This is a genomic window from Lysinibacillus sp. NPDC059133 (genome assembly GCF_042755925.1).
Lineage (GTDB): Bacteria > Bacillota > Bacilli > Bacillales_A > Planococcaceae > Lysinibacillus.
Map to the genome: position 1 here is coordinate 16581 of NZ_JBHZDH010000036.1, position 23500 is coordinate 40080.

The 23500-nt window shown below is 35.8% G+C and carries 25 protein-coding genes; 20 read left to right on the forward strand and 5 right to left on the reverse strand.

The genetic code is table 11. The annotated features are described in order from the left end of the window. Positions 1–53 precede the first annotated feature (53 nt). The 3 genes from ACFXN8_RS17465 to ACFXN8_RS17475 all read left to right on the forward strand — a co-directional run bounded on the left by ACFXN8_RS17465 (position 54) and on the right by ACFXN8_RS17475 (position 2036). The gene (locus ACFXN8_RS17465; protein WP_386846842.1) at positions 54–1079 is read left to right on the forward strand and encodes a TolB-like translocation protein; all 1026 of its coding nucleotides are present in this window, start codon (positions 54–56) and stop codon (positions 1077–1079) included. 100 nt (positions 1080–1179) lie between these two features. Beyond that, a complete protein-coding gene (locus tag ACFXN8_RS17470) occupies positions 1180–1542 on the forward strand; it encodes a helix-turn-helix domain-containing protein (RefSeq protein WP_386846909.1) in 363 nt (120 codons plus the stop codon). Positions 1543–1721: 179 nt separating this feature from the next. Continuing rightward, positions 1722–2036: a hypothetical protein gene (locus ACFXN8_RS17475; RefSeq protein ID WP_386846844.1), complete on the forward strand. Its 315-nt coding sequence runs from the start codon at positions 1722–1724 to the stop codon at positions 2034–2036. Positions 2037–2136: 100 nt separating this feature from the next. On the opposite strand, the gene ACFXN8_RS17480 is transcribed toward ACFXN8_RS17475, so the two are convergent. Further along, complete coding sequence (locus tag ACFXN8_RS17480; protein ID WP_386846846.1) at positions 2137–3033, reverse strand: PhzF family phenazine biosynthesis protein; 897 nt, start codon at positions 3031–3033, stop codon at positions 2137–2139. Positions 3034–3466: 433 nt separating this feature from the next. On the opposite strand from ACFXN8_RS17480, the gene speD reads away from it, so the two are divergent. Continuing rightward, positions 3467–4975 (forward strand): adenosylmethionine decarboxylase, encoded by a 1509-nt coding sequence (gene speD / locus ACFXN8_RS17485; RefSeq protein ID WP_386846848.1) that lies wholly within the window; start codon positions 3467–3469, stop codon positions 4973–4975. Between the two features lie 297 nt (positions 4976–5272). On the opposite strand, the gene ACFXN8_RS17490 is transcribed toward speD, so the two are convergent. Beyond that, positions 5273–5749 carry a GNAT family N-acetyltransferase gene (locus ACFXN8_RS17490; RefSeq protein WP_386846850.1) on the reverse strand — a complete coding sequence of 159 codons (477 nt, stop codon included), beginning with the start codon at positions 5747–5749 and terminating at the stop codon, positions 5273–5275. 390 nt (positions 5750–6139) lie between these two features. Here ACFXN8_RS17490 and ACFXN8_RS17495 point away from each other — a divergent pair, with 390 nt between their 5' ends. Beyond that, positions 6140–6637 (forward strand): RNA polymerase sigma factor, encoded by a 498-nt coding sequence (locus tag ACFXN8_RS17495; protein ID WP_376074836.1) that lies wholly within the window; start codon positions 6140–6142, stop codon positions 6635–6637. Further along, on the forward strand, positions 6627–7286 hold the full coding sequence (locus tag ACFXN8_RS17500) for a zf-HC2 domain-containing protein (RefSeq protein WP_386846853.1): 660 nt from the start codon (positions 6627–6629) through the stop codon (positions 7284–7286). The genes ACFXN8_RS17495 and ACFXN8_RS17500 overlap by 11 nt, the downstream gene beginning before the upstream one ends. Positions 7287–7472: 186 nt before the next feature. Here ACFXN8_RS17500 and ACFXN8_RS17505 read toward each other — a convergent pair whose 3' ends face one another. Next, positions 7473–7739: a hypothetical protein gene (locus tag ACFXN8_RS17505; RefSeq protein ID WP_386846855.1), complete on the reverse strand. Its 267-nt coding sequence runs from the start codon at positions 7737–7739 to the stop codon at positions 7473–7475. A gap of 381 nt (positions 7740–8120) precedes the next feature. Here ACFXN8_RS17505 and ACFXN8_RS17510 point away from each other — a divergent pair, with 381 nt between their 5' ends. From ACFXN8_RS17510 to ACFXN8_RS17550, 9 genes are all read left to right on the forward strand, one after another. Continuing rightward, positions 8121–8549, forward strand: a complete 429-nt coding sequence (locus ACFXN8_RS17510; protein ID WP_386846857.1) for a GNAT family N-acetyltransferase — start codon at positions 8121–8123, stop codon at positions 8547–8549. 100 nt (positions 8550–8649) lie between these two features. Further along, positions 8650–8997, forward strand: coding sequence for an ankyrin repeat domain-containing protein (locus tag ACFXN8_RS17515; protein WP_386846859.1), 348 nt, complete (start codon positions 8650–8652; stop codon positions 8995–8997). Between the two features lie 215 nt (positions 8998–9212). After that, positions 9213–9662: a DinB family protein gene (locus ACFXN8_RS17520; RefSeq protein WP_386846861.1), complete on the forward strand. Its 450-nt coding sequence runs from the start codon at positions 9213–9215 to the stop codon at positions 9660–9662. A gap of 1006 nt (positions 9663–10668) precedes the next feature. Next, positions 10669–11217 carry a hypothetical protein gene (locus ACFXN8_RS17525; protein ID WP_386846863.1) on the forward strand — a complete coding sequence of 183 codons (549 nt, stop codon included), beginning with the start codon at positions 10669–10671 and terminating at the stop codon, positions 11215–11217. Between the two features lie 765 nt (positions 11218–11982). Continuing rightward, positions 11983–13044 carry a suppressor of fused domain protein gene (locus ACFXN8_RS17530; RefSeq protein WP_386846865.1) on the forward strand — a complete coding sequence of 354 codons (1062 nt, stop codon included), beginning with the start codon at positions 11983–11985 and terminating at the stop codon, positions 13042–13044. Positions 13045–13193: 149 nt separating this feature from the next. After that, positions 13194–13904, forward strand: coding sequence for a DUF4274 domain-containing protein (locus tag ACFXN8_RS17535; protein WP_386846867.1), 711 nt, complete (start codon positions 13194–13196; stop codon positions 13902–13904). Between the two features lie 70 nt (positions 13905–13974). Next, positions 13975–14622 (forward strand): hypothetical protein, encoded by a 648-nt coding sequence (locus tag ACFXN8_RS17540; RefSeq protein WP_386846869.1) that lies wholly within the window; start codon positions 13975–13977, stop codon positions 14620–14622. 128 nt (positions 14623–14750) lie between these two features. Then, on the forward strand, positions 14751–15608 hold the full coding sequence (locus ACFXN8_RS17545; RefSeq protein WP_386846871.1) for a metallophosphoesterase family protein: 858 nt from the start codon (positions 14751–14753) through the stop codon (positions 15606–15608). A gap of 108 nt (positions 15609–15716) precedes the next feature. Further along, positions 15717–16187: a DUF4259 domain-containing protein gene (locus ACFXN8_RS17550; protein WP_386846873.1), complete on the forward strand. Its 471-nt coding sequence runs from the start codon at positions 15717–15719 to the stop codon at positions 16185–16187. A gap of 129 nt (positions 16188–16316) precedes the next feature. On the opposite strand, the gene ACFXN8_RS17555 is transcribed toward ACFXN8_RS17550, so the two are convergent. Then, positions 16317–17468 (reverse strand): immunity 26/phosphotriesterase HocA family protein, encoded by a 1152-nt coding sequence (locus tag ACFXN8_RS17555; RefSeq protein WP_386846875.1) that lies wholly within the window; start codon positions 17466–17468, stop codon positions 16317–16319. Positions 17469–17768: 300 nt separating this feature from the next. Between ACFXN8_RS17555 and ACFXN8_RS17560 the strand changes: the two genes are divergently transcribed. The 3 genes from ACFXN8_RS17560 to ACFXN8_RS17570 all read left to right on the forward strand — a co-directional run bounded on the left by ACFXN8_RS17560 (position 17769) and on the right by ACFXN8_RS17570 (position 20315). Beyond that, positions 17769–18248, forward strand: a complete 480-nt coding sequence (locus ACFXN8_RS17560; RefSeq protein ID WP_386846877.1) for a nucleoside 2-deoxyribosyltransferase — start codon at positions 17769–17771, stop codon at positions 18246–18248. A gap of 13 nt (positions 18249–18261) precedes the next feature. Next, entirely contained in the window at positions 18262–18579 is a 318-nt protein-coding gene (locus ACFXN8_RS17565) for a YbjQ family protein (protein WP_376074820.1), read from the forward strand. Between the two features lie 758 nt (positions 18580–19337). Beyond that, a complete protein-coding gene (locus ACFXN8_RS17570; RefSeq protein ID WP_386846879.1) occupies positions 19338–20315 on the forward strand; it encodes a helix-turn-helix transcriptional regulator in 978 nt (325 codons plus the stop codon). An 88-nt stretch (positions 20316–20403) separates the two neighbouring features. On the opposite strand, the gene ACFXN8_RS17575 is transcribed toward ACFXN8_RS17570, so the two are convergent. Further along, entirely contained in the window at positions 20404–20832 is a 429-nt protein-coding gene (locus tag ACFXN8_RS17575; RefSeq protein WP_386846881.1) for a hypothetical protein, read from the reverse strand. 93 nt (positions 20833–20925) lie between these two features. Between ACFXN8_RS17575 and ACFXN8_RS17580 the strand changes: the two genes are divergently transcribed. Both ACFXN8_RS17580 and ACFXN8_RS17585 read left to right on the forward strand, forming a co-directional pair. Beyond that, positions 20926–22614, forward strand: a complete 1689-nt coding sequence (locus ACFXN8_RS17580) for an AAA family ATPase (RefSeq protein ID WP_386846883.1) — start codon at positions 20926–20928, stop codon at positions 22612–22614. Positions 22615–22938: 324 nt separating this feature from the next. Beyond that, positions 22939–23457 (forward strand): TetR/AcrR family transcriptional regulator, encoded by a 519-nt coding sequence (locus tag ACFXN8_RS17585; RefSeq protein ID WP_386846885.1) that lies wholly within the window; start codon positions 22939–22941, stop codon positions 23455–23457. The last annotated feature ends 43 nt before the right edge of the window (positions 23458–23500 follow it).

Consider the following 23500-nt stretch of genomic DNA (forward strand, 5'->3'; position numbering starts at 1 on the left):
TATCATTCGGATTAATTTCCAGCTTAGTTATTGTTCTACTAGTTATTTTTAAAGTGGTTAACAATAATAATGCTGAAAATGAAACTCTTGAATATTATCAAATAGTTGATGAAGATTTTAATAAAACAGTAGATGTTCCTTTTTCTAGCATAACTTCTTTTAGGGGTAATGCTAGCTCAATTTTCATGAGTGTAGATCATAAGAGTCCATCTGGTCTAGATAATAAAATCATTCAATATAATAGAAAGACTCAGACATACAAAACTATATTTAATAGCAAATTTAAATTGCCGTCTGTCCAAGGTCTAGAAATGAATGATAATTGGTTAGTCTGGGTTGATGCTGATGAAGGTGGGGGACAGATAAATCCGTATTCAATGAATTTAAAGACGAATGAAATACAACCATTAACAGAAGAAAATGATCCAAATATCAATAATGATTTTCCTGTACTTGTTGAAGACTATGCTGCTTGGATATCAATGGATCTAAGGACGAGCAAGCCGAAAGTTATGTTGAAAAATCTAAAAACAAATGAAACTGAAAGTATATTTGATTTAAATACCTATACATTTATGAATATGTTTTTATCTGCAAAGGATGGAAGAATATTATTAACTGATAAAAAAAATAATGTAGGTTATCTATATTTATACGATGTGAAAAATAAAGAAATTGAAGAAATAAAAACTGACTATGAATTCATTGGTTGGGCAAGTTTGCTAAATGGTCAACAATTAATTTATCTAACCTTTAATGACCCTAGTGAACTTATAGTTGATGAACGAAAGCTTCTTTTTTATAATGTTTCTAGTAAACATACGCAAGAAGTCGTTTCGGATGCATTAAATGTAAATTCTCTTTACACAGATTTTAATAATCAAGTTTTTTTCTCTTATGATGATAAATATTTTATGAAATTTAAGGTGAAGAATAATTTACTAGTTAAAAACGGGAAGTTGGAAACGCCTGATATTTATAGGTTTTCTGCGGAAAATGATATCTATATTATTAACCAGGACCTTTCAGATGAAAAACGTAAAAACAAATTAATTATCCAAAGTGAACTCTCTAATTAAAAAATTGGCTGTCCCTAATGATATGATCCCCTTTAAGTAGACAATGTTAAAAGAGCTACAGTAATCTGTAATTAACATTCTACTTAAAGGGGATTTTTCTATACCTAGAAAAAATAATTCGTTTACAAATGAGTTTAAATTAGAAGTTGTTCAGGTATATTTAGCAGGTAACGAAAGCAATGTTTCCATTGCCAAACGATTTGGCGTTCAAAATAAAACACAAGTCAAGCGATGGGTGAAAAAGTTTAAAGAAGGTGGATTCATTGAAGCGTTCAATCGTCTACCATCGCCAAGTTCTGGAGCGAGAGGTGTAAAGAATACGTATTATTTAAAGAGCGTTGAGGAAGAACGTGATTACTATAAAGTAAGGTCGAATACTTTAAAAAGCAGTATCCAAATCTGTAAATGGGGGAATATACCAGGTTATCTAGAAAATTATCAAATTATCGAATCAATGAACTGAATTGACAAACCTCACCAGACCTATAAATGCCGAACAATGGATTGACTTTAGCATTGCATTCGGTGCTGACTTCGATCCTATCTCCAAACATTATCTAAAATTCACGATTGTTACTGAAAAAGTTTTGATTTTTAATCGAGATATATCAAGTGATTTATTTGCATGTAGAAGATGAATATATGAAAATGGAGACTGGTGAAGAAGGCTATTTTACTAAAGGACTCTCTTCTAAAGAAGATTTAGTGAAACAATATTGGGAAAGTATGATTACGGTAGAGGAATATTTAAAACGAAAACCTTATAAAAATCCTGAAATTTTAGTTTTTGAAACAATACCAAAAAAATTTTTGAGTATTCTCGTTTTTAAAATCTTTTTGGAAGGTATAGCTGCTGATGACGGGGAGTGGAAGCAAGAGAGTTACTACGAAAACTTGTCAAAACAGTCTATCCGCATTGACAATCCTATGTCCAGGCTCAAATCCCTTATATCTTGATGCCATCAGTAATGGGAGAACAGAAAAAATCACCCATAACATGACGAGTGATTTTTGAAAAGCATATCTATAAAAAAGTCTCAAATTCAAGCTGATATGTTTAGATAGTTAAAATACCTCGAATTGTGATAGTAGCTGCTCCTGCAACTTTGATGACTGGTTCTAATTCGTTTGGAATAACAGTCACATAAAGCGTTCCAGGTCTTCCTATCGCATCTCCTTGAGCGATTGTAAGATATGTTATTTCACCTTGAGGAATAATGCCCTCTAAATAGAAGAAGCCCGCTAATGCACCATTTGCTGCACCAGTTACAGGATCTTCAGGTATGCCAATCCCTGGTGCAAAATCTCTTGTATATAGTTCACATTCTTTCAAATTAGTAAAAGTATAAAGATGTGTCGTACTGATATTATGTTCTTTATTATGTTTTGCTAACGCTGCTAAGTCTGGCGCTGCATTGTCGATAGCGATTTGATCTTTTATTGGAACGAGTAAATGCCAGACACCAGTATTCGCTAGTTTGATTGGATAGGTTAAATCAATGCTTTCGGAATGGACGCCGATTAGTCGACTAAGCTCCGTAAGGTCAATATCGATATCTTGTGTTTTTGGCGTTACTTGTGTCATTTCTACATCGATAACTTTTCCGTTTTCCTTATGCCATACAACCGGTACTCTACCGATATTCGTTTCTAGCACTATACCTTCCTTTTTCTCAGCAAGACCAAACTCAGTCGCCAAAAGCCATGTTAACCCAACAGTTGCATGTCCGCAAAAGTTGATTTCTTCAGTGGGAGTAAAGTATTTTACTTTATAATCAATATCTTCATTATTTGAAGGTAGTAAAAATACAGACTCTGATAAATTTAGTTCTTTTGCGATACTTTGCATCTCATTTTCGGATAATTTTTCAGCATCTAGCACGACGCCAGCTATATTACCTCCAAATTTTTCTGTTGTAAATGCATCTACATGATAAATTCTAATATCTCTCATCTTATTAACTCCTTTCTAACTTTTATTGTTCCCTCCATACTAATACACTTAATGAAACCCTCACTTAGATTGGTTACGGTAAACTATATCATTGTACAAATTATATGCATTTTCTGAAAATATCGCACTATAAAAGTGATGATTTACTAAAACTTGCGAAATTTTCAAGTCTATTATATAGTAAAAATATTATTTTTAAAAAAGGGTGAACTTTTTGTTAATTGTAGAATTCTAATCTGAATCAACGTTATAGCTTATTTTGTCGAACAAACCACCTATTTAGGGGTGTTATTTGTTGTGCAAAAAAGCAAGATTAGAATTAGTTGGCTTCGTATAAACGTTTAGCGCGACTAGTTTTAGTCGCGCTTTTTCTATTCGTTGATTTAGACAATTTTAATTTTTTTCTTATTAAAATTGAGAGGACGAATCTACAATGCAAAAACAATTACAACAAATTACAGCTGATATGCAGCTTGAAGAACACTATCATACATTAGAAAAAGCTCTACTTGCTTTATATTTCCACGAAAATTGTACAACTAAATCTTTAGCTCATACGACAGACTTACCAATACCTATCGTTTCAGCAATGAAGAAAGAATTTGCCAAGCAAGGTTGGGGTAAACATAGCTTAACAAAAAAGGGCCAGCTCGCTATCTCACAATATTTTCAACTCTCAGGTGCGGATGCTAAACTGTATCTTCAGTTAACGACAGATGATGCATTTCGTACAGAATGGATCACACAAAATATTAGCGAATTAAGCACTATTTATGAAGCTAGACCTTCTGCTGACGTGGCAATCGATCAAGCAAAATGTACAGTTGAGACAGCCTTAAAACGTGCATTGCTCGCACTTGACTATACGATGCTACTCAATAAGCGTATTTTGTGTTTAGGTGATGATGATTTCATCAGTGTTGCATTAGCGTTTTTACTAAAGAAAATTGCTCCAAACTCTACCACTAAAATTGTTGTGTTAGATATTGATAGACGAATTTTATGTACGATTAGCAAAATAGCTAAGGACTATGAGCTTCCGATTAAAACAGATTATTATAACGTTCAGGAGCCTTTGCCTAAAACATACGCCCACCAGTTTGATTGCGTATACACAGACACACCGTATACCTTGACTGGCGCACAGCTTTTTTTATCACGTGCGATTAACGCATTAAAGCCTGAAGCAATGCGACATGTGTTTTTTTCCTATGCTAAACGTAGCTACCAAAAGCAGTGGCAACTACAGCAAAGCTTATATGCTATGGGCTTCGTGATTGGCAGTATCCAATACGACTTAAACACCTATGAAGGTGCGCAGATTTTAGGTGCTACAAGCCAATTATTCGTATTACAAACAACAGAGCAAATGACTCCTTATATTCCTAATCAGCGTAAATTTACGCGACCCATTTACACAGAAGAAATAGAGAGAAAATCCGTCGTTTATCAGTGTAGCCATTGTCAGCACGCCCTTACAGTCGGAGCTGGCTATCAATACAGCACGATTGCTCAACTTCAAGCCAGTGGTTGCCCAGATTGCAAAAATAACAAGTTTTCACAAATGAAGAGAACAGTACAAAAATCACAATCCAAGCATGCATTAGGGCATCATATTTTATTAGAGTTGCACGATTGCAATGACGCATTACTCAATGACGTGCAACAAATTAAAAAGATTATGTGTCAAGCCGCTCATAAAGCAAAGGCAACGATTGTAATCGAACATTTCCATCATTTTTCACCGTATGGGGTTAGCGGTGTAGTCATTATTCAAGAATCACATTTAACGATTCATACGTGGCCGGAGTACGGTTATGCGGCAATAGATGTTTTCACGTGTAACAGTAAATTAGCTCTACAAGACGCTGTTCAATATATTACTGAGCAATTTAATGCAGGGAATGTCACACAATATTACCTGCATCGAGGTAGACCATAAAACTTAAAATGAAACAGGAAAAGAAAGACAAATCGTTTTCTTTTCCTGTTTTTATGTTTTCACTTGATGAGAGTTACCATATGTGTCTTGCAAAATAAGAGCTAGAGGAACAATCTTTAGTATTGATAAAAATATTATGTTTACTAAATAAAAAGACTCAACTATTGGCAATAGAACGGAATAATTCAATCTATTAATCAGGACACCAAAAAAGGGATTACAAGTTGTCATTAGACTTTAGAAAAGGGGAGAACAAAAAAATCACTCATGACATGACGAGTGATTTTTGAAAATCTATTAGATGTTTAGGTTCATAACAATTTGCTCGCCAATACGTCCCATTCTTCTTTCCCCGTTATCGACAAAGCCAACTTTTAAATACAAATTTTGAGCCGGAATATTTTTATGATTAACGACTAAAACGACTTCATTACAATCTTTAAATTTTCTTTTAATAAATTCAGGCAGTGCCAGCATCCCTTTTTTGGCATACCCATTTCCTTGTTGTTTATGGTCAATAGATAATGCAGTAAGCAGCATAGCTTTTGGATTATTAGAGTACTCTTTTACTCTTTCTGTTGCGTGCAGGACAAAAAATCCTACAGGTACATGATCACTCAAAATAACAATCGGATATTGTCCAACCGTTTCTATAGAAATCTCTTTTGGAAGGGCAGTAAATTGACTTTGTTCTTCCGGAAGGTCAAAGTCATTCAAACTATCCACGTACTCTTCTGAGAAATGTACTAATTCAATGGTGTTCATTTTTTGCATAGAATTCCCTCCTTTTTTCATTATTCTAATACCGGAACAAACGTTCGTAAAGAGGCTTGATTTATAAATGGTGAATAATGATAAAAATGATGCCGGCTAGAAACAATAAATGAGAGGATGTGATAGAACAATGAGGACGAAAGGGGTCACTAGACGACAGTAATCCTCGGTGTCAATATAGGAGATCGCAATTGTTAATCAACAGGCGTGATAATCTTTAGAAGAAATGAAGGATATTTCAAACCCCACAATAAAAATGATTAGGGCACAAAAAATGAAGAAATAAAAAAATTGTTGTAACGAATCAACAAATTTCTGGATATATAGATGGTTGGCTTTCAAAAGACTTGATTCAGAATAGCAAAATTCTCATTAGAAAGGAGGTAAATCGTGGATAAAGAAAATATATATCAAGAATATGGGGACTTTATTTTTAGGTATTTATTAACCCTTACAAATGATGGTCAATCTGCTGAAGAATTAACGCAAGAGACGTTCTATCAAGCCATAAAGTCCATTGAAAACTTTCATAATAACGGAAAAGCAAAATTTTCAACGTGGTTATGTTCAATCGCGAAAAACGTGTGGTTACAAGAAATGAATCGCGAAAAAAACAAGCACCAGTTAGTGAACTCACTAAGTGATGAAACTCCTATATTTTATAATTTAGAAGATGAATATTTTAGAAATGAAGACAAAATTAATTTTTATAAAAAAGCTCAACAACTGAGTGAGATAAACCGTGAAATACTTTATCTCAGACTATTAGGTGATTTATCTTTTAAAGAGATTGGCTCCATTTTGGGAGGAACAGAAAACTGGGCAAGAGTAACATTTTATCGTGCAAAACAACAAATCAGAAAAGGTGGGGAAAATAATGAATCATAGTGTTTTTAGAGATTTAATCCCGAGCTACATAGAAAATTTAACAAGCGAAGAGACAAATAAACAAATAGAAAAACATATGGAACAATGTGAGGATTGCCAACAGTATGTAAAGGAAATGCAGGAAAACCTGTTGGTAGAACGTACCCATGAGCAAAAAAAGGAGGATAAAAATATCGATTATTTTAAAAAGGTGCGATCAAAAAATAGGAAAAAGATTTTCATTATTGTAGGATCACTACTATCCATTTTTCTTATTATATCCATTGGTTGTTTCTTCCTCTTTGCCCACATGTGGATAGCAGATGAAAAGGGCATACAAACAACCGTCCAACAACAAGGTACAACGGTTACATTGTCCTTTCAAACGAAAAATGACAATCGTTATCCTTTATCGATGAGACATAGGGGACAGAAGTATATCTATGAGATCATTATTTATGAAAAGTGGAATGATTTTTCAGAACCAGCCAGGATTTTAAAAGATGGAAGTAATGTCACGTTTACATTTTTAGATGAAAATACATTATTACTGGACAATGGTGAAGAAAAGAAACTGACAGACGAAGACAAAATACTCATTCAATATAAAAATAGTACGGAAGAGATACTATTAAAGGATTTATACGATCCAGAAAATAAAAGAAAATGATATGAACATGAATAAGAAAAGAATAGTTGCTACATTCATCCTAGATTATTCACCGACCAATATAAAATCCCGCAGAAAAGCTTTTTACTGCGGGATTCTCTTTTTCACTTAAAGTATTTTAATTTTTTCATTATACTTGATTCTATGCTTTCCCCTCACCCTATCTAATTCCAATCGGGAAGAGGATTATTCAATTGTATGTAATCGTCCAAGTCTCCATGTACATAACAATAAAGTAACTATAATCGTTAATATTAACGATAAAATAGACATCATTCCCCATTTATCATCAGATGAATTCAAATAGCCCCAAGTTGCAGGAAAAACTTTACCAATCATTTGTAAGAGATTGGGCAGCATATCAACGGGAAACATAATTGAAAGCATAACGAACGGAGAAATACTAGCTGTGAAACCATTGTTAACTTTGAAGTGCTTTTCACAAACAACCAAAGTATTGCACCTACTGAAAGGGAGGTAATAATAAAAAGCTCAAGCGTCACAAAATAGCGGAATAGATTAGCAGGGACTCTCGCATTAAATCCAATTTGAGTGATAAAAAATAGGATGTTGCTCATAATCGATAGATGAATCAGTCCAGAAATATAATTATTTACTGCTCCTGTCCAAAGTGGTACTCCCCAACCCTATATGCTTTCCATATATCACTGTTGCAAAACTCTACAAGAGATGTTGGTGTACCTATAATTGCACCCATTGTAGCCTATTCAGATCACCATTAAATACCTTTATACAGATTTGAGAGATATTGTGTAATGAGAAAAGGGATATTAATATAGATTTAAAGAAGTGCAAAATTTGGGGGAATGAAAAATGATTTTACTTACATATAAAGTAGAGGAAAACGAGCTAACAATGTTAAAAGAAGTTTATCAATCGGTAGGATGGATGAAACATGACGAACGCATCATAAAAAAAGTTTTCAATGCAAGTACACACCAAGTTTTCGCAGTAAAAGATCATCAAATTATAGGGTTTGCGAGAGCTCTTTCAGATGGTGTATTCAATGCTGCTATTTATGATGTTGTAGTCCATAAAGATTATCAAGGAAGAGGAATTGCCAGAACTCTTTTAGAGGACATCATTCAGCAATTAGGGGATGTTTCTTGTATTCAGTTAATTGCAACAACAGGAAATGAACCTTTTTATGAAAAGGTTGGCTTTAAAAAGTTGAAAACTGGTATGGCTCTATACAAAAATCCTCAACTAGCCGAGGAGTACTTGGAAAGTAATAATCATTAGAACGGCGGAGGGGGAGGAAGCTGCCATTTTGTCGATTAGGAAAATAATAATTAAAACATGATAATGATAGGGGGAAAATTGACATGGAGGAGAAGAATGTATGGGTGATTTTCTTGATTTATATGATTTAGTTGAAATAGACGAGTTTGAAGAAGTAAAAGATATTTTAAACGAGAATCCAAGCTTAGTTTTAGGTAATGATGAATATGGTTTTACTTTATTGCATGCTGCTGCAAGTGCTGAAAATCCAGAACTTGTTAAATATTTAATTGACCTAGGTGTCAATGTAAATTCGAGAAATGATGAGGAAAGTATCGATATTATTCAACTACTTCTAAAAAGAGGAGCAAATCTGGAAATCAAGAATGCATTTGGAAAAATTGCTTTAGATATAGCTAAAAGCAGGGAAGAAACACTCATCATTAAAGAATTATTAAAAAATAGCTAAGTCCATTAAAAAAAGCTGTAGCGTACGGTATCGCTACAGCTCAATGTTGATTATTGACTTGCTTAGGTTAGTCAGTAACAAGATTATATCATATTATTGTGAAAACTAAAAATAACAGCAGCTATATTGGCCGCAATAGAACCAAAAGAGCTTAAAGATATTCAAAAAATGACTTTTGGGGATGTTTGGTCCAGGATGGAAGAAGGGGAGTTTAAATGCTTTATCCATATAGAAATGACGCTAGAAAAACGCTAATTCCTTATTTAAATTCGCTAGATGAAAATTTTTGGTTTATACAATCCGATACTTATCCAAACACACTTGCTTGGATTATTGCTCATATTGCAAGTAGTGAGGATTACTGGATTAATGAAATTGCAATGAAAAATACATGTATTTTAAACCTAAACGAAAAAAGTTCAGCGAAGGAAATATTGGATGGTTATATTCAGATAAGGCATTATACTGATGAAATTTTACACTCGGTAAACTTATCCGAGCTAAATACGTTAATTGAGGTACCAAACTTTAATGATGGATGGAAACCTCCTTCAGATCCAACGCTGAACTGGGTATTTAATCATGTATATATGCATGAAACTTATCATATCGGACAAATTGGAATTATAGCTCATCTTAATGGATTTCAAAAACCATTATTTTAAAGTGTATATAAATGAATAGGATATTAAATGTAGCGTAGTATCCGCAAATTGGCCCAAGAAGTAAAGAAACAAATAAAAAAGGTTTTTCCAATTTTTTTTTTTGATAGAGAAATATAAAAGGGTCACTGGACCAGAGTGACCCAAGCCAACAAATCTGGAGAGCAAAGCTAAAGTAGCTTTACACTACTATTATTATGATTTGATAACTATTTTGTATAGTGAATTGTCTGAGAAAAAAGATTGAAAAATAAAAAAGCCGAATAAGTTTAATCGCGCGGACAATTAAGATGAAAATAGATTGAGGGATCATTTGAAGAATAAGTGAAGTGGTATCGGGATTAAACCGCGCTTATAGATAGTTAGAGGTTTATTACGTGATGCTGTTAATCGGATAAACTATTTACAGCTGCTAAGATTATTTGATAAAACTCTTGGTCCTAGCTTCCACTTTTGGAATTAGAGAGTCGTACTTGTACTTCAATGTTCTTCATTGTAGCTGTAAGGGCATCAAATCTGTCGACCTTAATTCTTCTAAAGTAATTTAGATTTGGTTGAAGAAAAGCTACCATCCATTCCAATCTTCGAAAACAGAGAAGGAGCGAATGTTTTTAAAAGATTGAAGAAATAAGATATACAAATTAAGTATTGAAAACATAAGTTGAAGAATTTCTACTATGAAAAAGTCACTCATTTTTAAAAAATAAAGATGAGTGATTTTTCATTTTTTTAACAAACTCTAGTTATCTGATGGAGCATCCACCTGTTCATTATTTTGTTCGACACTGCAATTTTCTCTACATATGAATACACATAGGAACATATAGATAAAGGTAGCAGAAAAATAGATTTACTCAGTCAATTGATTTAAAAATTAAGAAAATCTTCACTTTTTACTAAGAAAAAAATGAACTTCGTTATATATACTTATAAATAAAGGAAATAAATGAAACCGTTGAATATTTAAAACGTATTGGTAGTAGGGAAGAATATTGAAGTAGGTGAGGAAATGGCATACACCATTTACATAGTATTAACAAAAACAGGTACATTATTATCAAAAGCTATAGGCATGTATACTGGAAAAGAGATGAATCATGCGTCCATTGCTTTTGATGAGGAGCTCTTTGAAATGTATAGCTTTGGACGTAGACAACTAAACAATCCTTTAAGTGGGGGTTTTTTGCAAGAAGACGCAGAAAGAGGGCTATTTGAAACAGCCGATTGTGTCATTTATCGTTGCAAAATATCTCATTATCAATACTTAGAAATGATGAAAATCGTAGAATATATGCATTGGAATCGTGATCGCTATAAATATAATTTTATTGGGCTCTTTGGCGTGATGATGCAAAAGGAGGTACGAAGAGAGCGTGCCTATTTTTGCTCGCAATTTGTGGCGATGCTTTTAAAGGTTGGAGGGCTGAAAGTTTATCAGAACCCAGCATTAATGACACCTCATTGTATCGCCCAATTACCTTATTTAGAAAAAGTATATGCAGGGAAGCTTGCAGACTATTTACAAAGTGTACGTTCACCAGCAATGTTATACGGTTAAGGAGAAACCTCGAATCGTTCTAATTATTTTTAACTTCTTTCAGCGGGTGCTCAAACACCCACTGAAAGAAGTTAAAGCCTCCGGCGGATGTCACGGAATCGGAAAGGAGTAGCAAAGGGGATGTTAGCCTAAAATCATCGCATCCATGCGATAACGGCTAACTGACCTGCATCGGTGCTGTCGCTTTGCTTTCGCACAGATGAAAACCTTTTGCTGACGCTTCGCTTTCGCGCAAAAAACATCTGTTGCTGTCGCTGCGTTAGCACTACGCTTTCGCACAAAAAAACATCTGCAGGCCTAAGCACAAAGCCGATTCCGGACGCAATTATGCCGAGGCATAATTGATCCCTCACTATCATGAAGCCTCGGCGTATCTAGATATCCTCCGAGGCTTCATACTTTACGGCCGTTCTAGGCTGATGTCCATACAGATTAACATTGAATATGGTGCTTAAGTCATGATAATTTACTCGATGTATATCACCGATTAATGAATATAAAACTATTCTGTTATAAAATTAAAGGTAGTCAAGTTGGGTATTATTCTCTTTGGAGTATATTATATACTTTAAAGTAGAATCTGAAGTGAATATAATTTAACTTCCTTCAGCGAATATTTTGTAACGAAAGTGAAACGGCAGATACAGATGTCTTCCTCCTCTATAGTTGGTGAGGTGAGATGAATGCAGGTTTAAGTTACTTTTCAGCGGGTGGCCAAACATCTGCTAAAAAAGAAGTTGAAAAAATACATAGGGGGCGTTATGGATGAGTGAGGAATTAAATACAACTGGCTGGGATGCGATTGATCAGGAATTATTAAAAATTTATGGAGAGCAAGAGCCGAAGCATTATGGAACCGTTATTCCCTATTTATTAGGGGGCGAAGATCCGCTTGAAGGAATTAGTGCGTATAAGAGTGAGACACCAGTTCCACACTGGCATTTTGTCACTTATGGATTTTCCGAGTTATATGAAAAAGAATCAGAAAATGCTGAATACAGCGGATATGGGTTTGAGTTAACATTTCGTCTTGCCCGAAATGAAGATGAGGAGGAGCCACCAGCATGGGCGTTAAATTTGCTACAAAACATGGGGAGATATGTGTTTGACAGTGGCAATGTTTTCAAATCAGGTGATTACTTGGATGCTAATGGTCCAATTTGTCAAGGCACGGGTACGCTTTTAACGGCGCTTGCCTTTACGTTAGATCTCGAGTTGCCTGCAATTGATACACCAAATGGACAGGTGGAGTTTATTCAAATGGTAGGTATTACAGGAGATGAGCTTGAGGCGATGCAAACGTGGAATACAATGGGTGTGCTAAATGCTGGTCTTGAGTATATCCCGAGCTATGTTACTGACTTATCTAGGGCATCAATTTTACAGATTCCATCCATTGCAGGAGCGGTAGAAAAAGGAATGGATGAAGAGGGCTCTAGTACCGGCTTTTTATTCGTAGACCAACTGGCTTGGGAGCGGGGCAAAAAGGGATTGTTCAGCAAACAACCTAATAAGTTTACGCTGGGGGCAAAGCAAGCAGGAATAATCGGCAAGCTATTACGGGGACGGATTTTAAAAGGGAAAAGCCTTACCTTAGTTAGTCAAGAAATCCGAGTTGTATTTGAGCCAGGTGAAAAATGTGGGTATAGCGTGGAAGAAGCGGATATTACCATCACATTAAATGACAAGGCAGTTATGGAACTTAATCAAAACTTGATACCGCAAGAACAAGAGTTTGAAGTATCCTCTATACTGGGGCTTTCCATTCAAATTGCAAAAACGTATATTAAAGATCAGCAAGGAAACGTTGTGGAAACAATCGGATGATAAAATATAGTCTCCCGCTAAAACGAACAGTATATCCAAATGATGTGCTTTAGGTTCGTAGTGGGAGATTTTTTTAAATGGTGCTGGTTTGACACGTAACGTGGAAGCGACGAATGAAATAAGATAGGAGTAATTATAGGGGGATATAAATGAATTGGGCAGAGGTTAGTAAATCCAAAGATATGGAGATAGTGCGTACGGCTGTGCATCAGCTTGACCCGAACGAACGGGATTCAAGAGGAAGAACGCCGATCATGCTTTTTGTAACGAATCGAATGCCGCTTGAAGGTATTAAACTTCTCCTTGAGAGAAACGTAGATTTAGAGGCTGAGGATAAGTTAGGAGATACGGTCCTAAAAAAAGCGGTCAAGTTCAAGCAAGTGGAAGTGATTAAGCTACTACTTGAGTATGAAGTGGAGTTGAATTCCCCTAAAGGTATTTTAGCGACCGCTTGGAATACAGCAAGAATGAACAATGCCATCGCTGATTTGCTACTGAATACAAAAGGGGCAATCCGATTAACTTTAGCTTCAGAAGAACAATGTGAAGTAGACTATATTTTATATGAAGAATCTCTAGAGAACATGTGTAATATGATTACCGACCTTTCGTCTCCGGTGCTTTTGCACGCAATTGTTAATGGCTATAACTGGGATGACGGTCCGGTGCCGATGATTGCAGCTCTTGAAAATTCGGCTTGCGAAGAGATTACCCTACTTGACATGTATGAGCTAATGGAAGGCGATTATTGGCTGGAGCAGGATGAGGAAGAATTGTCGAACTCCTCATGGAAAGTATGTTGGAGAAGTTTAGCGGAGAAGCTAACGAAGAAAATCAATCTATTAAATAGTCGAATCTAGTACTATAGGAAGCAAGAGAAGAGATTGGAAATTAGAAAAAGAAATTATTGAATGTAGGAGATTTGTGCGTATGAGAGTAGATGCTGAACTTCGCGTGCAGTTAAAACAATTGAAGATTGTATGTGAGATGGCTGAAGAATGGATAAATGTTGAAATATTTAATCCAGAACTTTTGGAGCGTGAGCAGTTAGGATATAGCATGGATCTTGAGGGTAACTCTCTTATTAACGATGATGAAGGTTCATGGCAAGCTGATTGGCTTGTTATTGGGCATATAAAACTGACAGGCGATCCGATTATTATAGAGACAGCTGAGCCTGGGCAACCAGTAGCTGTTCTCATGCATGGCATGGGGGACTGGAATGCAGGTCGTTATCTAGCTGGTTCAGTTTTAAATTTTCAAGAAGCTATACAGCAAATTATAGAGCTTATTGCTCAGAAAAATGATAATCAATCGACTTGGAAAATAACTTGTATGGAGCTTGAACAAGTAATGACAAGGATTGTGTCAGCAGATGAATACGCAGATAAAGATTTATGGGAGTCTCTATTGGACCCTGCTTTTCAAGCGGCTCAAGGCATGGAGGCTGATTTTATCAAACAAGTGTCGATGATGAACAAGTGTGGAATGTCTATTAAAGAAATTGCTGGCAATTTAAAGCTACCATTGAAAGAAGCGTATGATTATTTGAAAAAGGCGAAAGAGCTTCAAAATTAAAGTTGTAAAAAAGAGCGTGAACGGAGTACAAATTTTATGTCAATGACAACCTGGAGAGGTATAGATGGTTATCCGCATAAAAAGATGAAGTACTACTTTGACTCCTATCTGTAAGGGGAATGTCTTAAATGAAGAAACAGACAAAAAGAGCATTGAAAATCGTTGATATTGCCAAAGAGCCTTTAGAGAAATTACCATACATTACCGCTGCATCAAAGGGAGCGGGTATTTCTTATGAATATCTTCCTATTTATTGGGGAGAGATACTTGGAATGCCGGAGGAGTTGGATGCACTAATTATTGCTTCTGATTTACAAGGAATTGTAGGTCATAAGCAAGAGCAGGTAGAAGAAGCCCAAAAGTTACTTGGTGAGGAACTTGCGGAAGTGCTTTCCCTTTTGTTTCAAATTCATTTACCAGATTTGGACCCAGCCAAGGTGATGGTTTGCTTATGTGGAGATTTATACACTGATCTAATCAAAAGAGGTGCTAGTGGTAATCCTTTGCCTGTATGGAGAGCTTTTCAGAGTCATTTTGGATTTGTCACAGGAATCGCTGGAAATCACGACCTATTGACGAATAAGGCACAAGTTGAATTGGATTCTACCTCAGGTATACATTTCTTCTCGGATGGGGGTACGATCATGTATGCAAATCTTGCAGTTGCAGGACTCGGAGGAATCATCGGTAGGGCAGATAAACCGAATCGGTTGGGAGAAGCCGATTATTTGGCAAAACTCAGAGACATTATAAGACATGTTCCCGACATCCTGCTACTTCATGAAAGTCCGAAGATTAGCGCACAAGGTCTACCTGGTAATCCACATATTTGGAATGAACTACAGAATGCTGCTGAGCTTTTGGTCTGCTGCGGTCATGTTCATTGGGATACACCACTAGTTGAAACGAATGATGGGCTACAGATTTTAAATGCAGATGGGCGTGCTTTTATTTTCACTGCTGCGACTCTAGAAATGATTTACTAAATGGGATAAGCAATTCTATAATACTAGCTTCTCTCATAGTTATTAGGGAAGCAAAGGGTAAGACATTTGTAAGAACTGTTATATTTTAAATATGAAAGGAGTCTTAATATGGGAGCATGGGGATATAAGCCATTAGAAAGTGATGAAGGCTTGGATGTAGTAGATTTTTTAGAGGACTATATCCATAGTAATTTAGAATCAAATTATTTAGAGCTGTCTGAGGTTATCAATGCGATGAAACGAGAAGGTTTTTTTGGAGAGAGCTTCGATGAAATTGATTTCCTTTTCGATATAAGTGCAATGGCGCTTGCAGAGCTTTATGTAATGTATCTTGATACAGGGAAATTAAATGATGCAGAAGACGAATTTGAAAAAGTACACTCAATAAATGCGGATGAGGAATCATTGAAGTTTATATTAAGATATTTAACTGATATTAGAGCTGAAGTTCCAGATGCTGATGGTATTAGGGAAATCGTTGAATTATGGCGTGAATCAGAATGCTGGATTGAATGGAAATCTAACTTAGAATTATTATTCAATAGAGTTGAGAAGGAAATTATCCATTCTCTAAAATGACATTGCTATAGGGTACCTGGCGTTTAGAGCTAATTTCCTCCCTTGAAATCTTGTAGTTATCAAGGGGGAGAGCTCTTTACTTTTAGGAAATGGGAACAGAACTGAGCAATAATGTGTATACCCATTTCTTTATTTACGGGAAGATAAGTAATCCAAATACTCTAACCTAGTGAGCCCACCTGTTTGACGGTTGAATTCATCATATGTAATATCCTCTGGTAAGCCAAATTCCGCAAGTGCCTGCTTGCGTTCCTTAGCATATAACGGATGCTCCAGTGAATGTAACATTGCTTGTTCTCTGGTAGTATCAAACCATTCAACGTTGATGCCTGCACGTACGCCATAATTAGAAAAACGACTTGCTGTCTTAAAAGAAGTTTCTTTTTCGGACTTACTAATTGTTCCTGTTCCCCAGGAAAGGCGGTAACATTTTTCTTTTTCATAATCGATGCTTATACCGTAACCAAGTGGCAATAGAATATCTGTTTCGGTTAGCGTTTTGTGTCCAACTTTTTCGTAGCCACCTCGCATAAAATGATCGTCCATGACAATCAAGGTTTGTTCAGCTAATGGAGCGGATGTAATATGCTCTATACTTGGTAAGCGATTTATTGTTTTGAATAGATAAGGTCGAATAAAAAGCGGCATCGTCATTACATCATTCCATAGGCTATCTTCCGAAAACAAACCATCTTTTTGCATTTGGCGTAAATCCCCGACGACAAGCACATAGCCATCTGTGAACAAATCAATTTCAACTCGGAAAATATCTCCTGGAACAGCTTTATAGCGCAAGCTTTTTTTTCTTAAGAGTTTTTCCAGTTTCTCATTATAATCTGGAGGTAAATAGGATGGATACTGATGTAGCCACGCGATCATTTCCTCTTTAGTTGTTAAGTTTTTCATGTTTGTCAGTGGCAATTCGAAAAGGGTTTTCGTATTGCGAGCGACGATGTAACTAGATGGCTGATCCTCTGTCCCTATGCCAGCAGAAAAAACAACCCCATTCGCTTTAACGCTGGAAATATGGGTGTAATTCATTTTCTTCTCTTTACCGCGTGCAGTTTTAGGGAGAATGATTTCACGATTTCGTGTCGAGATCTCTACATCCGATTCTTGATAAGCCTGCTCACTAACTGAGATACGTTTTCGAATGATATCACCATCCATGCAGATGAAATAACCACTTCGTATTTCAATCGTATCCCAATGCTCTTCTATCAGGTGTAGTCCAAAATAAGGACGGAGCGTATTTGTTAGCCAACTGTTGATATGTGCCATGAGATTACCTCCTATTCATGTGATAAAATTGATCAATGGATTATGTCAAGTATACTGAATGCTTCTAGCTACGAAAATATTTTATATAAAAATATCTATGAAATAGTTAATATTGATTAATTAAATTAATTGCACTTGGGAAGATGGTAAGTATAAACTCTTAGACTTACATGAAGGTCGGCATGAGTTTTCTTCAACTTTGAAACTTTTCTAGAAAACTAACTATACTGCAATGTCCAATCTTATCGTTAAACCTTTTCTGCTATAATTAAAGAAAAATATTGGAATAGGAGTTTTAACATGAAGGCATACTTAGCAAATGGATTATTTTCTTTAGGAGATCGTTTAGTCAACGAACAGCTCGCTGCGGCAATTAGAGAGGCAGTACCCGGTATCGAATTATATGTCCCTCAGGAAAATGATGCGATCAATGATAAAACGGCCTATGCAGATAGTTTGGCGATCGCACAAGCAGATTTAGAAATGTTGCAAAATAGTGATGTATTAGTAGCTGTTTTAGATGGTGTTGAGATTGATTCGGGTGTAGCAGCAGAGATTGGTGCATTTGCGATGCTGAATCGACCAATCGTAGGCGTCTTTACAGATGTTCGTCAACAAGGTCGAGACAATATGATGAAAATAGAAGCACTTGTGCGGGACGGAATTGAAAATCAGTTTGTTTATCGTAATTTATTTGTTATTGGCTTGATTAAGCGTACGGGAGTGATTACGACTTCCATCGCTGAAGCTGTCCAAGCCGTTCAAAAATATAAAAAATAGGAGGAGTTTTTGTATGTTATTATCAACAACAGATATTGTGGCTGGAAAAGAAATTGTAGAAACACTTGGTTTAGTAAAAGGTAACTCTGTACAATCAAGAAATATTGGACGCGATATGATGGCGGGACTACGTAATATTGTGGGAGGAGAGATGAAGGAGTACGCAGAAATGCTCGTTCGCTCCCGAGAAGTTGCTACGCAAGATATGGAGGAAGAGGCAAGACGACTAGGGGCAAATGCCATTGTTGGGGTAAGATTTTCCACATCATCTGTTATGGATGGCACATCAGAGGTATTAGCATACGGAACGGCAGTAAAAGTAATGGAATAACGGGTAAGGGCTTCAATAAAATTGGAGTCCTTACTAATGTTGAGAAACAGAAATGGTCAAGGTACTCTTTGTGAATATTGCGCTTTATGAGGGGATTTTCGTTCTAGGCTACTCACTTTTCGCAAAGATATATTGTTGCTGCCGCTACGTTGCACTGCGCTTTCGCACAGAAAAAATTTGTTGCTGCCGCTTCGCTTTCCACAAAAAACATTGCTGAAATTTAGTTTCGTTTTATAATAATAAATTAGAATGAATGACACGCCAGAAGATGCATGCTAAAAGAAGTGGTTGATTGGAGTGGAGGCTGGGTGACTCCTTGGGGATCAGGAATAGAGGAACGAAGGCTAAGAACATCACGTCCTGTGATAACGCCTTCGTGACCAACATCGTGTTGGCCCGAGACCCTGGAGCGAAGCGAAGCGGCTCATCGGGCGCCCCCAGGAAAGCGCCCAGCCGGAACGGAAGTCAACCTCTCACTTTGCCGAAGAGCCATCCATTAATTACATAGACATAATAGTGAAGGGCTTCAATCAACAAGATTGAAGCTCTTTTTTAATCTGCTAAGTCGGAATTCATTGGTAAAAATAAAGTTAATTATAACAAAAGTGTAGTATGTTTAGTCTGTTTAATGGTTTTTGTTGTTAAATGAATATATACCAATTATACTAATGATGTTGAAATTTTGTAGTTAAAAGGACTAATAGTGTCCACCTTGATTTGTATAATAGAGAAGTAACTATGAAGAGAAAGTGGGATATATGGTGGATTCACAACAAAACAAAGGCTATCGTGTCATTTCGATGTTTGACAGACTGATAGATGGTCAGGGAATTAACAAAAAACAAGAAGCATTTACACATAATGTTGGTGAAAAAACCGTACAACGGGATTTGAATGAAATTCGAGCGTATCTGGAAAAAGCTAAATTGGATTGCCATTTAGAATATGTTCGGACAGAAAATGTGTACAAGCTTACAAATACAGAGGAAAGTATTTTATCGAAGGAGCAAGTTTTAGCGATTGTTAAAATTTTAATTGAATCAAGAGCGCTGCTAAAATCAGAGATGAGCGATATAATAGATAAGCTTATTTCGATTGTTGCAGCCGATAAGCAGGAGTTTATTCGCAATATTATTTTAAATGAAAAGCATTTGTATGTAGATTTAAATCATAAAAAGTCACTATTGCATTTAATTTGGGCACTGTCAGAGGCGATTCAAAAAAAGAAAATCATTAAAATTGATTATTTACGTGAAGGTGAAACAATTCCGACAGAAAAGATTTTAAAACCACTCGCTGTTATTTTCTCAGAATACTACTTTTATTTAATTGCCTATGATAAAAAGGTCGAGAAGGATTTGCCCATTGTCTATAGAGTCGACCGTATACAACATTTTCAAGAGCTCGAACAAAAATTTCAAATACCCTATACCGAACGTTTTCAAGAAGGAGAGTTTCGGAAACGCATTCAGTTTATGCATGCTGGCGAGCTAATGCGTATGAAATTTATCTTTAAAGGAACATCCCCGCAAGCGGTATTAGATCGCTTACCAACAGCAAACATAATATCCAAAAAAGATGAGCAATATTTATTTGAAGCAGAAGTTTTTGGACATGGTATTAAAATGTGGCTGCTGAGCCAAGGGGCAAACATAGAAGTGCTAGAGCCAATTGAGCTTAGAGAAGAAATCATTGAAACGATTCAATTGATGCAGCAAAACTATCGCTATATATAAAAGACCAAAGCTATCCACAAATAAAAGGTAAAAAATCCGCGTAGAATCTAATCGAAGCGGATTTTTACTGTTTAAGAATGAATATTTTCTAAAAAAGTTCCTCAAAAAACACTATATTAAAATTATCAAAAAGCTTGTAATCTTTCATATAGTTTTCCTCATACAAATAAACGAATAAATGCTTTGAGCCATCTAATCGTATGCCTATTTCTTGGTTATCATTATTACGTAATGTTAACCAATAAGCCTCGTCGTAATTTGAATTGGAAAAAAAGACTTTTCGAAGCGGCTGATCTTCAAATTGCTGCATTATTTGATTAATTGTCGCTACATCTGTAATAGTGATTGTTTTGTTATCAGAGGAACGGATTACTTCAATTTCATTAATTTGTTCAAGATCAAATTGTTCAATTACCTCCTTATTAAAAGTTGAATCGCGCGTTAAAAATAGGGTTGAAGCAAATAAAATGAGAAGAGGTAATAGGATGCCAATTAATATTTTATATCGTTTTTTCATGTTAAACTCCTTGAATTCTAAAAATTCGCACATATGTATTCTTTTCCACGCTATAATTGAGCATATACTGAATGGATAAAGGATGGCAATCAAATGACACATAATTATGAAGAAAAAGAGATATTGTATCCAGATGGTACATTAATGTATCGTGGCGGTGTGAAGAAAAATGACTTTGGTCATGACATTTATGATGGAAAGGGTACGCTATTTGACCAAGAAGGGGAGCTGTTATTCGAGGGTGAATTCGTCAATCATATGAAGCAAGGTAACGGCATCATGTATTTAAAAGGACAAATGATTTATCAGGGCGAATTTATTCAAAATAAAAAACAAGGTAATGGTATTTTATATAAGGATGGTCAGGTATATTACGAGGGACATTTTCGTAACGATTTAATGGAAGGTTACGGGATTTTGTATTATGAGGAAGATGTTATGGCTCCATTTAAAGAGCTTCGTACACAGTATCCGCATTTAAATCAGCCACAATATGAGGGTGATTTTGTCCATGGCATGAAGAAAGGCAAAGGAAAACAATACTATCCAAGTGGTTTTTTACAATATGAAGGTGATTTTATCTGGAATCATATGCAAGGTGCTGGAAAGCTTTACTTCGCACCAGAATCGCCAAGTGCTGGGGAGCTTGCAAATGGTGTAACATCCCTTCAGTACGATGGCTATTTCTTTGAGGACATGGAGCATGGAAAAGGTAAGAACTATTCCAGACAAGGTGTACTTGAATCGGAGGGGCAATTTAAAGAGGATGCGATGACAGGACAGGGTACTCTTTATTATGCTAATGGACAGGCTTCTTATATTGGGGAACTTGTAAATGGAGAAAAGCACGGTCGAGGAGATTATTTTAATGAAGAAGGAAAAATTATTTATAGCGGTGAATTTATTAACGGTGAACGATTACGAATAACACCAGAAATAGAGCGAGAGATTGGCAAATTACAGAAGCAACTGGATGGACTTGTAGGACTTCCAAATGCCAAAAAGGAATTACATAATCTAATTAACTTCATAAAAATTCAAAGTTTGCGTGTCGATCATGGTTTAACAAGCTTCCCAATAACATATCATCTAGTATTCTCTGGAAATCCAGGTACAGGAAAAACAACAGTAGCGCGTATCATAGGCCAAATATATAAGCATCTTGGTGTACTTTCAAGCGGGCATTTTGTGGAAACAGATCGTGCAGGCTTAGTAGCAGGATATGTTGGCCAGACTGCTTTGAAGGTCCAGGAAGTTGTGAATAAAGCAAAAGGTGGCGTGCTTTTTATAGATGAAGCCTATTCACTAATCAATGATAAACAGGACGCATTTGGTAAAGAAGCGATTGATAGTTTATTAAAGGCGATGGAGGATTTACGCGATGATTTAGTTGTTATCGTTGCTGGATATACAGAGCTCATGGAGGAATTTTTGCTTGCCAATCCAGGATTTAAATCCCGATTCAACCATTTTGTGCGGTTTGATAATTTTAGCACAGATGAGCTTTATGATATTTTTGCCATGCTTTGTAAAAATAATGATTACCAGTATGGTGACGTATTTGCATACCATATGAAGGAGCAATTGCATCAAATTCCAGTTGAATCAATTCCAAACTTTTCGAACGGTCGTTATATCCGAAATTTATTTGAAAAGCTCGTAACCATTCAATCAAACCGTCTAATTCAACAGAAAGACATTACGAGAGAAGAATTAATGGAGTTTACAGAGAAAGATATTTTACTAGGCATAGCAGAAAGTCTATTTGATAATACATTTTAACTTCTTTCAGCCGATTCCGGACACAATTTTGCCGAGGCATAATTGAAAAGTTGTCATTGAGGCCAAGGATTAATAAAATTTGGCCTCAGCTGTGTACAAAAGAATAAATATGATCAATAAAATGAAAAATGGAGGTAAAGATGAAAAAGCTTTTAGCTATTATATTAGTATGCGCGTGTATTATACCAAGGGTAATGACTGTAAATATTACGATCAACAATAATATTAAAGTACCTAAAAAACAGATTGAATAATTGACAAAAAATGAAAGTAGTAGTAATCTAACTCAAAACATACGCTACCGTATTTTACTGGAGAGATGACATGCAATTAACGAGGGAAGATTGGATAAAAGCAGGCTTACAACAATTAGCTAATGAAGGAATACATAAAGTTCGCATCGAAGCACTTGCTCGATTACTAAAAATAAGTAAAGGGAGCTTTTATCACTATTTTTGTGACCATCAAGAGCTGTTAGATTCTATGCTCGACTATTGGGAAGTACATGCAACAAAGCTCATTGTTCAAAGTATGGAGCAACCTGATGCCTCATTAGAACAGCTATTACAAATTAGTTTTAATCGAGATAAAAAAATGGAAATTGGTATTCATACTTGGGCAAAATATGATCCTGTTGTTGCAGCACGCTTAGTGGATATTGAAGAACAAAGAATTTCTTGTGCTGCGAAATTGTATCAAAAAAAAGGCATAAACAATGCTGAATCGATTGATAGAGCGAGACTTGCCTATTTAACGTATGTAGGATGGATGACAAGGTTTGAAGAAAATCCTAATTTTGATCTTGATAAAATGGTTGAGCTTTTAACTTCTTTCAGCGGTTGACCAAACATCAGTTGTTGCTGACGCTACGCTTTCGCACCAAAAA

Excerpts from the sequence above, each read along its gene's own strand:
- ACFXN8_RS17475 (WP_386846844.1), top strand. The coding sequence starts at position 1,722 with ATGAAAATGGAGACTGGTGAAGAAGGCTATTTTACTAAAGGACTCTCT.
- ACFXN8_RS17480 (WP_386846846.1), bottom strand. The coding sequence starts at position 3,033 with ATGAGAGATATTAGAATTTATCATGTAGATGCATTTACAACAGAAAAA.
- speD (WP_386846848.1), top strand. The coding sequence starts at position 3,467 with ATGCAAAAACAATTACAACAAATTACAGCTGATATGCAGCTTGAAGAA.
- ACFXN8_RS17490 (WP_386846850.1), bottom strand. The coding sequence starts at position 5,749 with ATGCAAAAAATGAACACCATTGAATTAGTACATTTCTCAGAAGAGTAC.
- ACFXN8_RS17500 (WP_386846853.1), top strand. The coding sequence starts at position 6,627 with ATGAATCATAGTGTTTTTAGAGATTTAATCCCGAGCTACATAGAAAAT.
- ACFXN8_RS17510 (WP_386846857.1), top strand. The coding sequence starts at position 8,121 with ATGATTTTACTTACATATAAAGTAGAGGAAAACGAGCTAACAATGTTA.
- ACFXN8_RS17515 (WP_386846859.1), top strand. The coding sequence starts at position 8,650 with ATGGGTGATTTTCTTGATTTATATGATTTAGTTGAAATAGACGAGTTT.
- ACFXN8_RS17520 (WP_386846861.1), top strand. The coding sequence starts at position 9,213 with ATGCTTTATCCATATAGAAATGACGCTAGAAAAACGCTAATTCCTTAT.
- ACFXN8_RS17525 (WP_386846863.1), top strand. The coding sequence starts at position 10,669 with ATGGCATACACCATTTACATAGTATTAACAAAAACAGGTACATTATTA.
- ACFXN8_RS17530 (WP_386846865.1), top strand. The coding sequence starts at position 11,983 with ATGAGTGAGGAATTAAATACAACTGGCTGGGATGCGATTGATCAGGAA.
- ACFXN8_RS17535 (WP_386846867.1), top strand. The coding sequence starts at position 13,194 with ATGAATTGGGCAGAGGTTAGTAAATCCAAAGATATGGAGATAGTGCGT.
- ACFXN8_RS17540 (WP_386846869.1), top strand. The coding sequence starts at position 13,975 with ATGAGAGTAGATGCTGAACTTCGCGTGCAGTTAAAACAATTGAAGATT.
- ACFXN8_RS17545 (WP_386846871.1), top strand. The coding sequence starts at position 14,751 with ATGAAGAAACAGACAAAAAGAGCATTGAAAATCGTTGATATTGCCAAA.
- ACFXN8_RS17550 (WP_386846873.1), top strand. The coding sequence starts at position 15,717 with ATGGGAGCATGGGGATATAAGCCATTAGAAAGTGATGAAGGCTTGGAT.
- ACFXN8_RS17555 (WP_386846875.1), bottom strand. The coding sequence starts at position 17,468 with ATGGCACATATCAACAGTTGGCTAACAAATACGCTCCGTCCTTATTTT.
- ACFXN8_RS17560 (WP_386846877.1), top strand. The coding sequence starts at position 17,769 with ATGAAGGCATACTTAGCAAATGGATTATTTTCTTTAGGAGATCGTTTA.
- ACFXN8_RS17565 (WP_376074820.1), top strand. The coding sequence starts at position 18,262 with ATGTTATTATCAACAACAGATATTGTGGCTGGAAAAGAAATTGTAGAA.
- ACFXN8_RS17570 (WP_386846879.1), top strand. The coding sequence starts at position 19,338 with ATGGTGGATTCACAACAAAACAAAGGCTATCGTGTCATTTCGATGTTT.
- ACFXN8_RS17575 (WP_386846881.1), bottom strand. The coding sequence starts at position 20,832 with ATGAAAAAACGATATAAAATATTAATTGGCATCCTATTACCTCTTCTC.
- ACFXN8_RS17580 (WP_386846883.1), top strand. The coding sequence starts at position 20,926 with ATGACACATAATTATGAAGAAAAAGAGATATTGTATCCAGATGGTACA.
- ACFXN8_RS17585 (WP_386846885.1), top strand. The coding sequence starts at position 22,939 with ATGCAATTAACGAGGGAAGATTGGATAAAAGCAGGCTTACAACAATTA.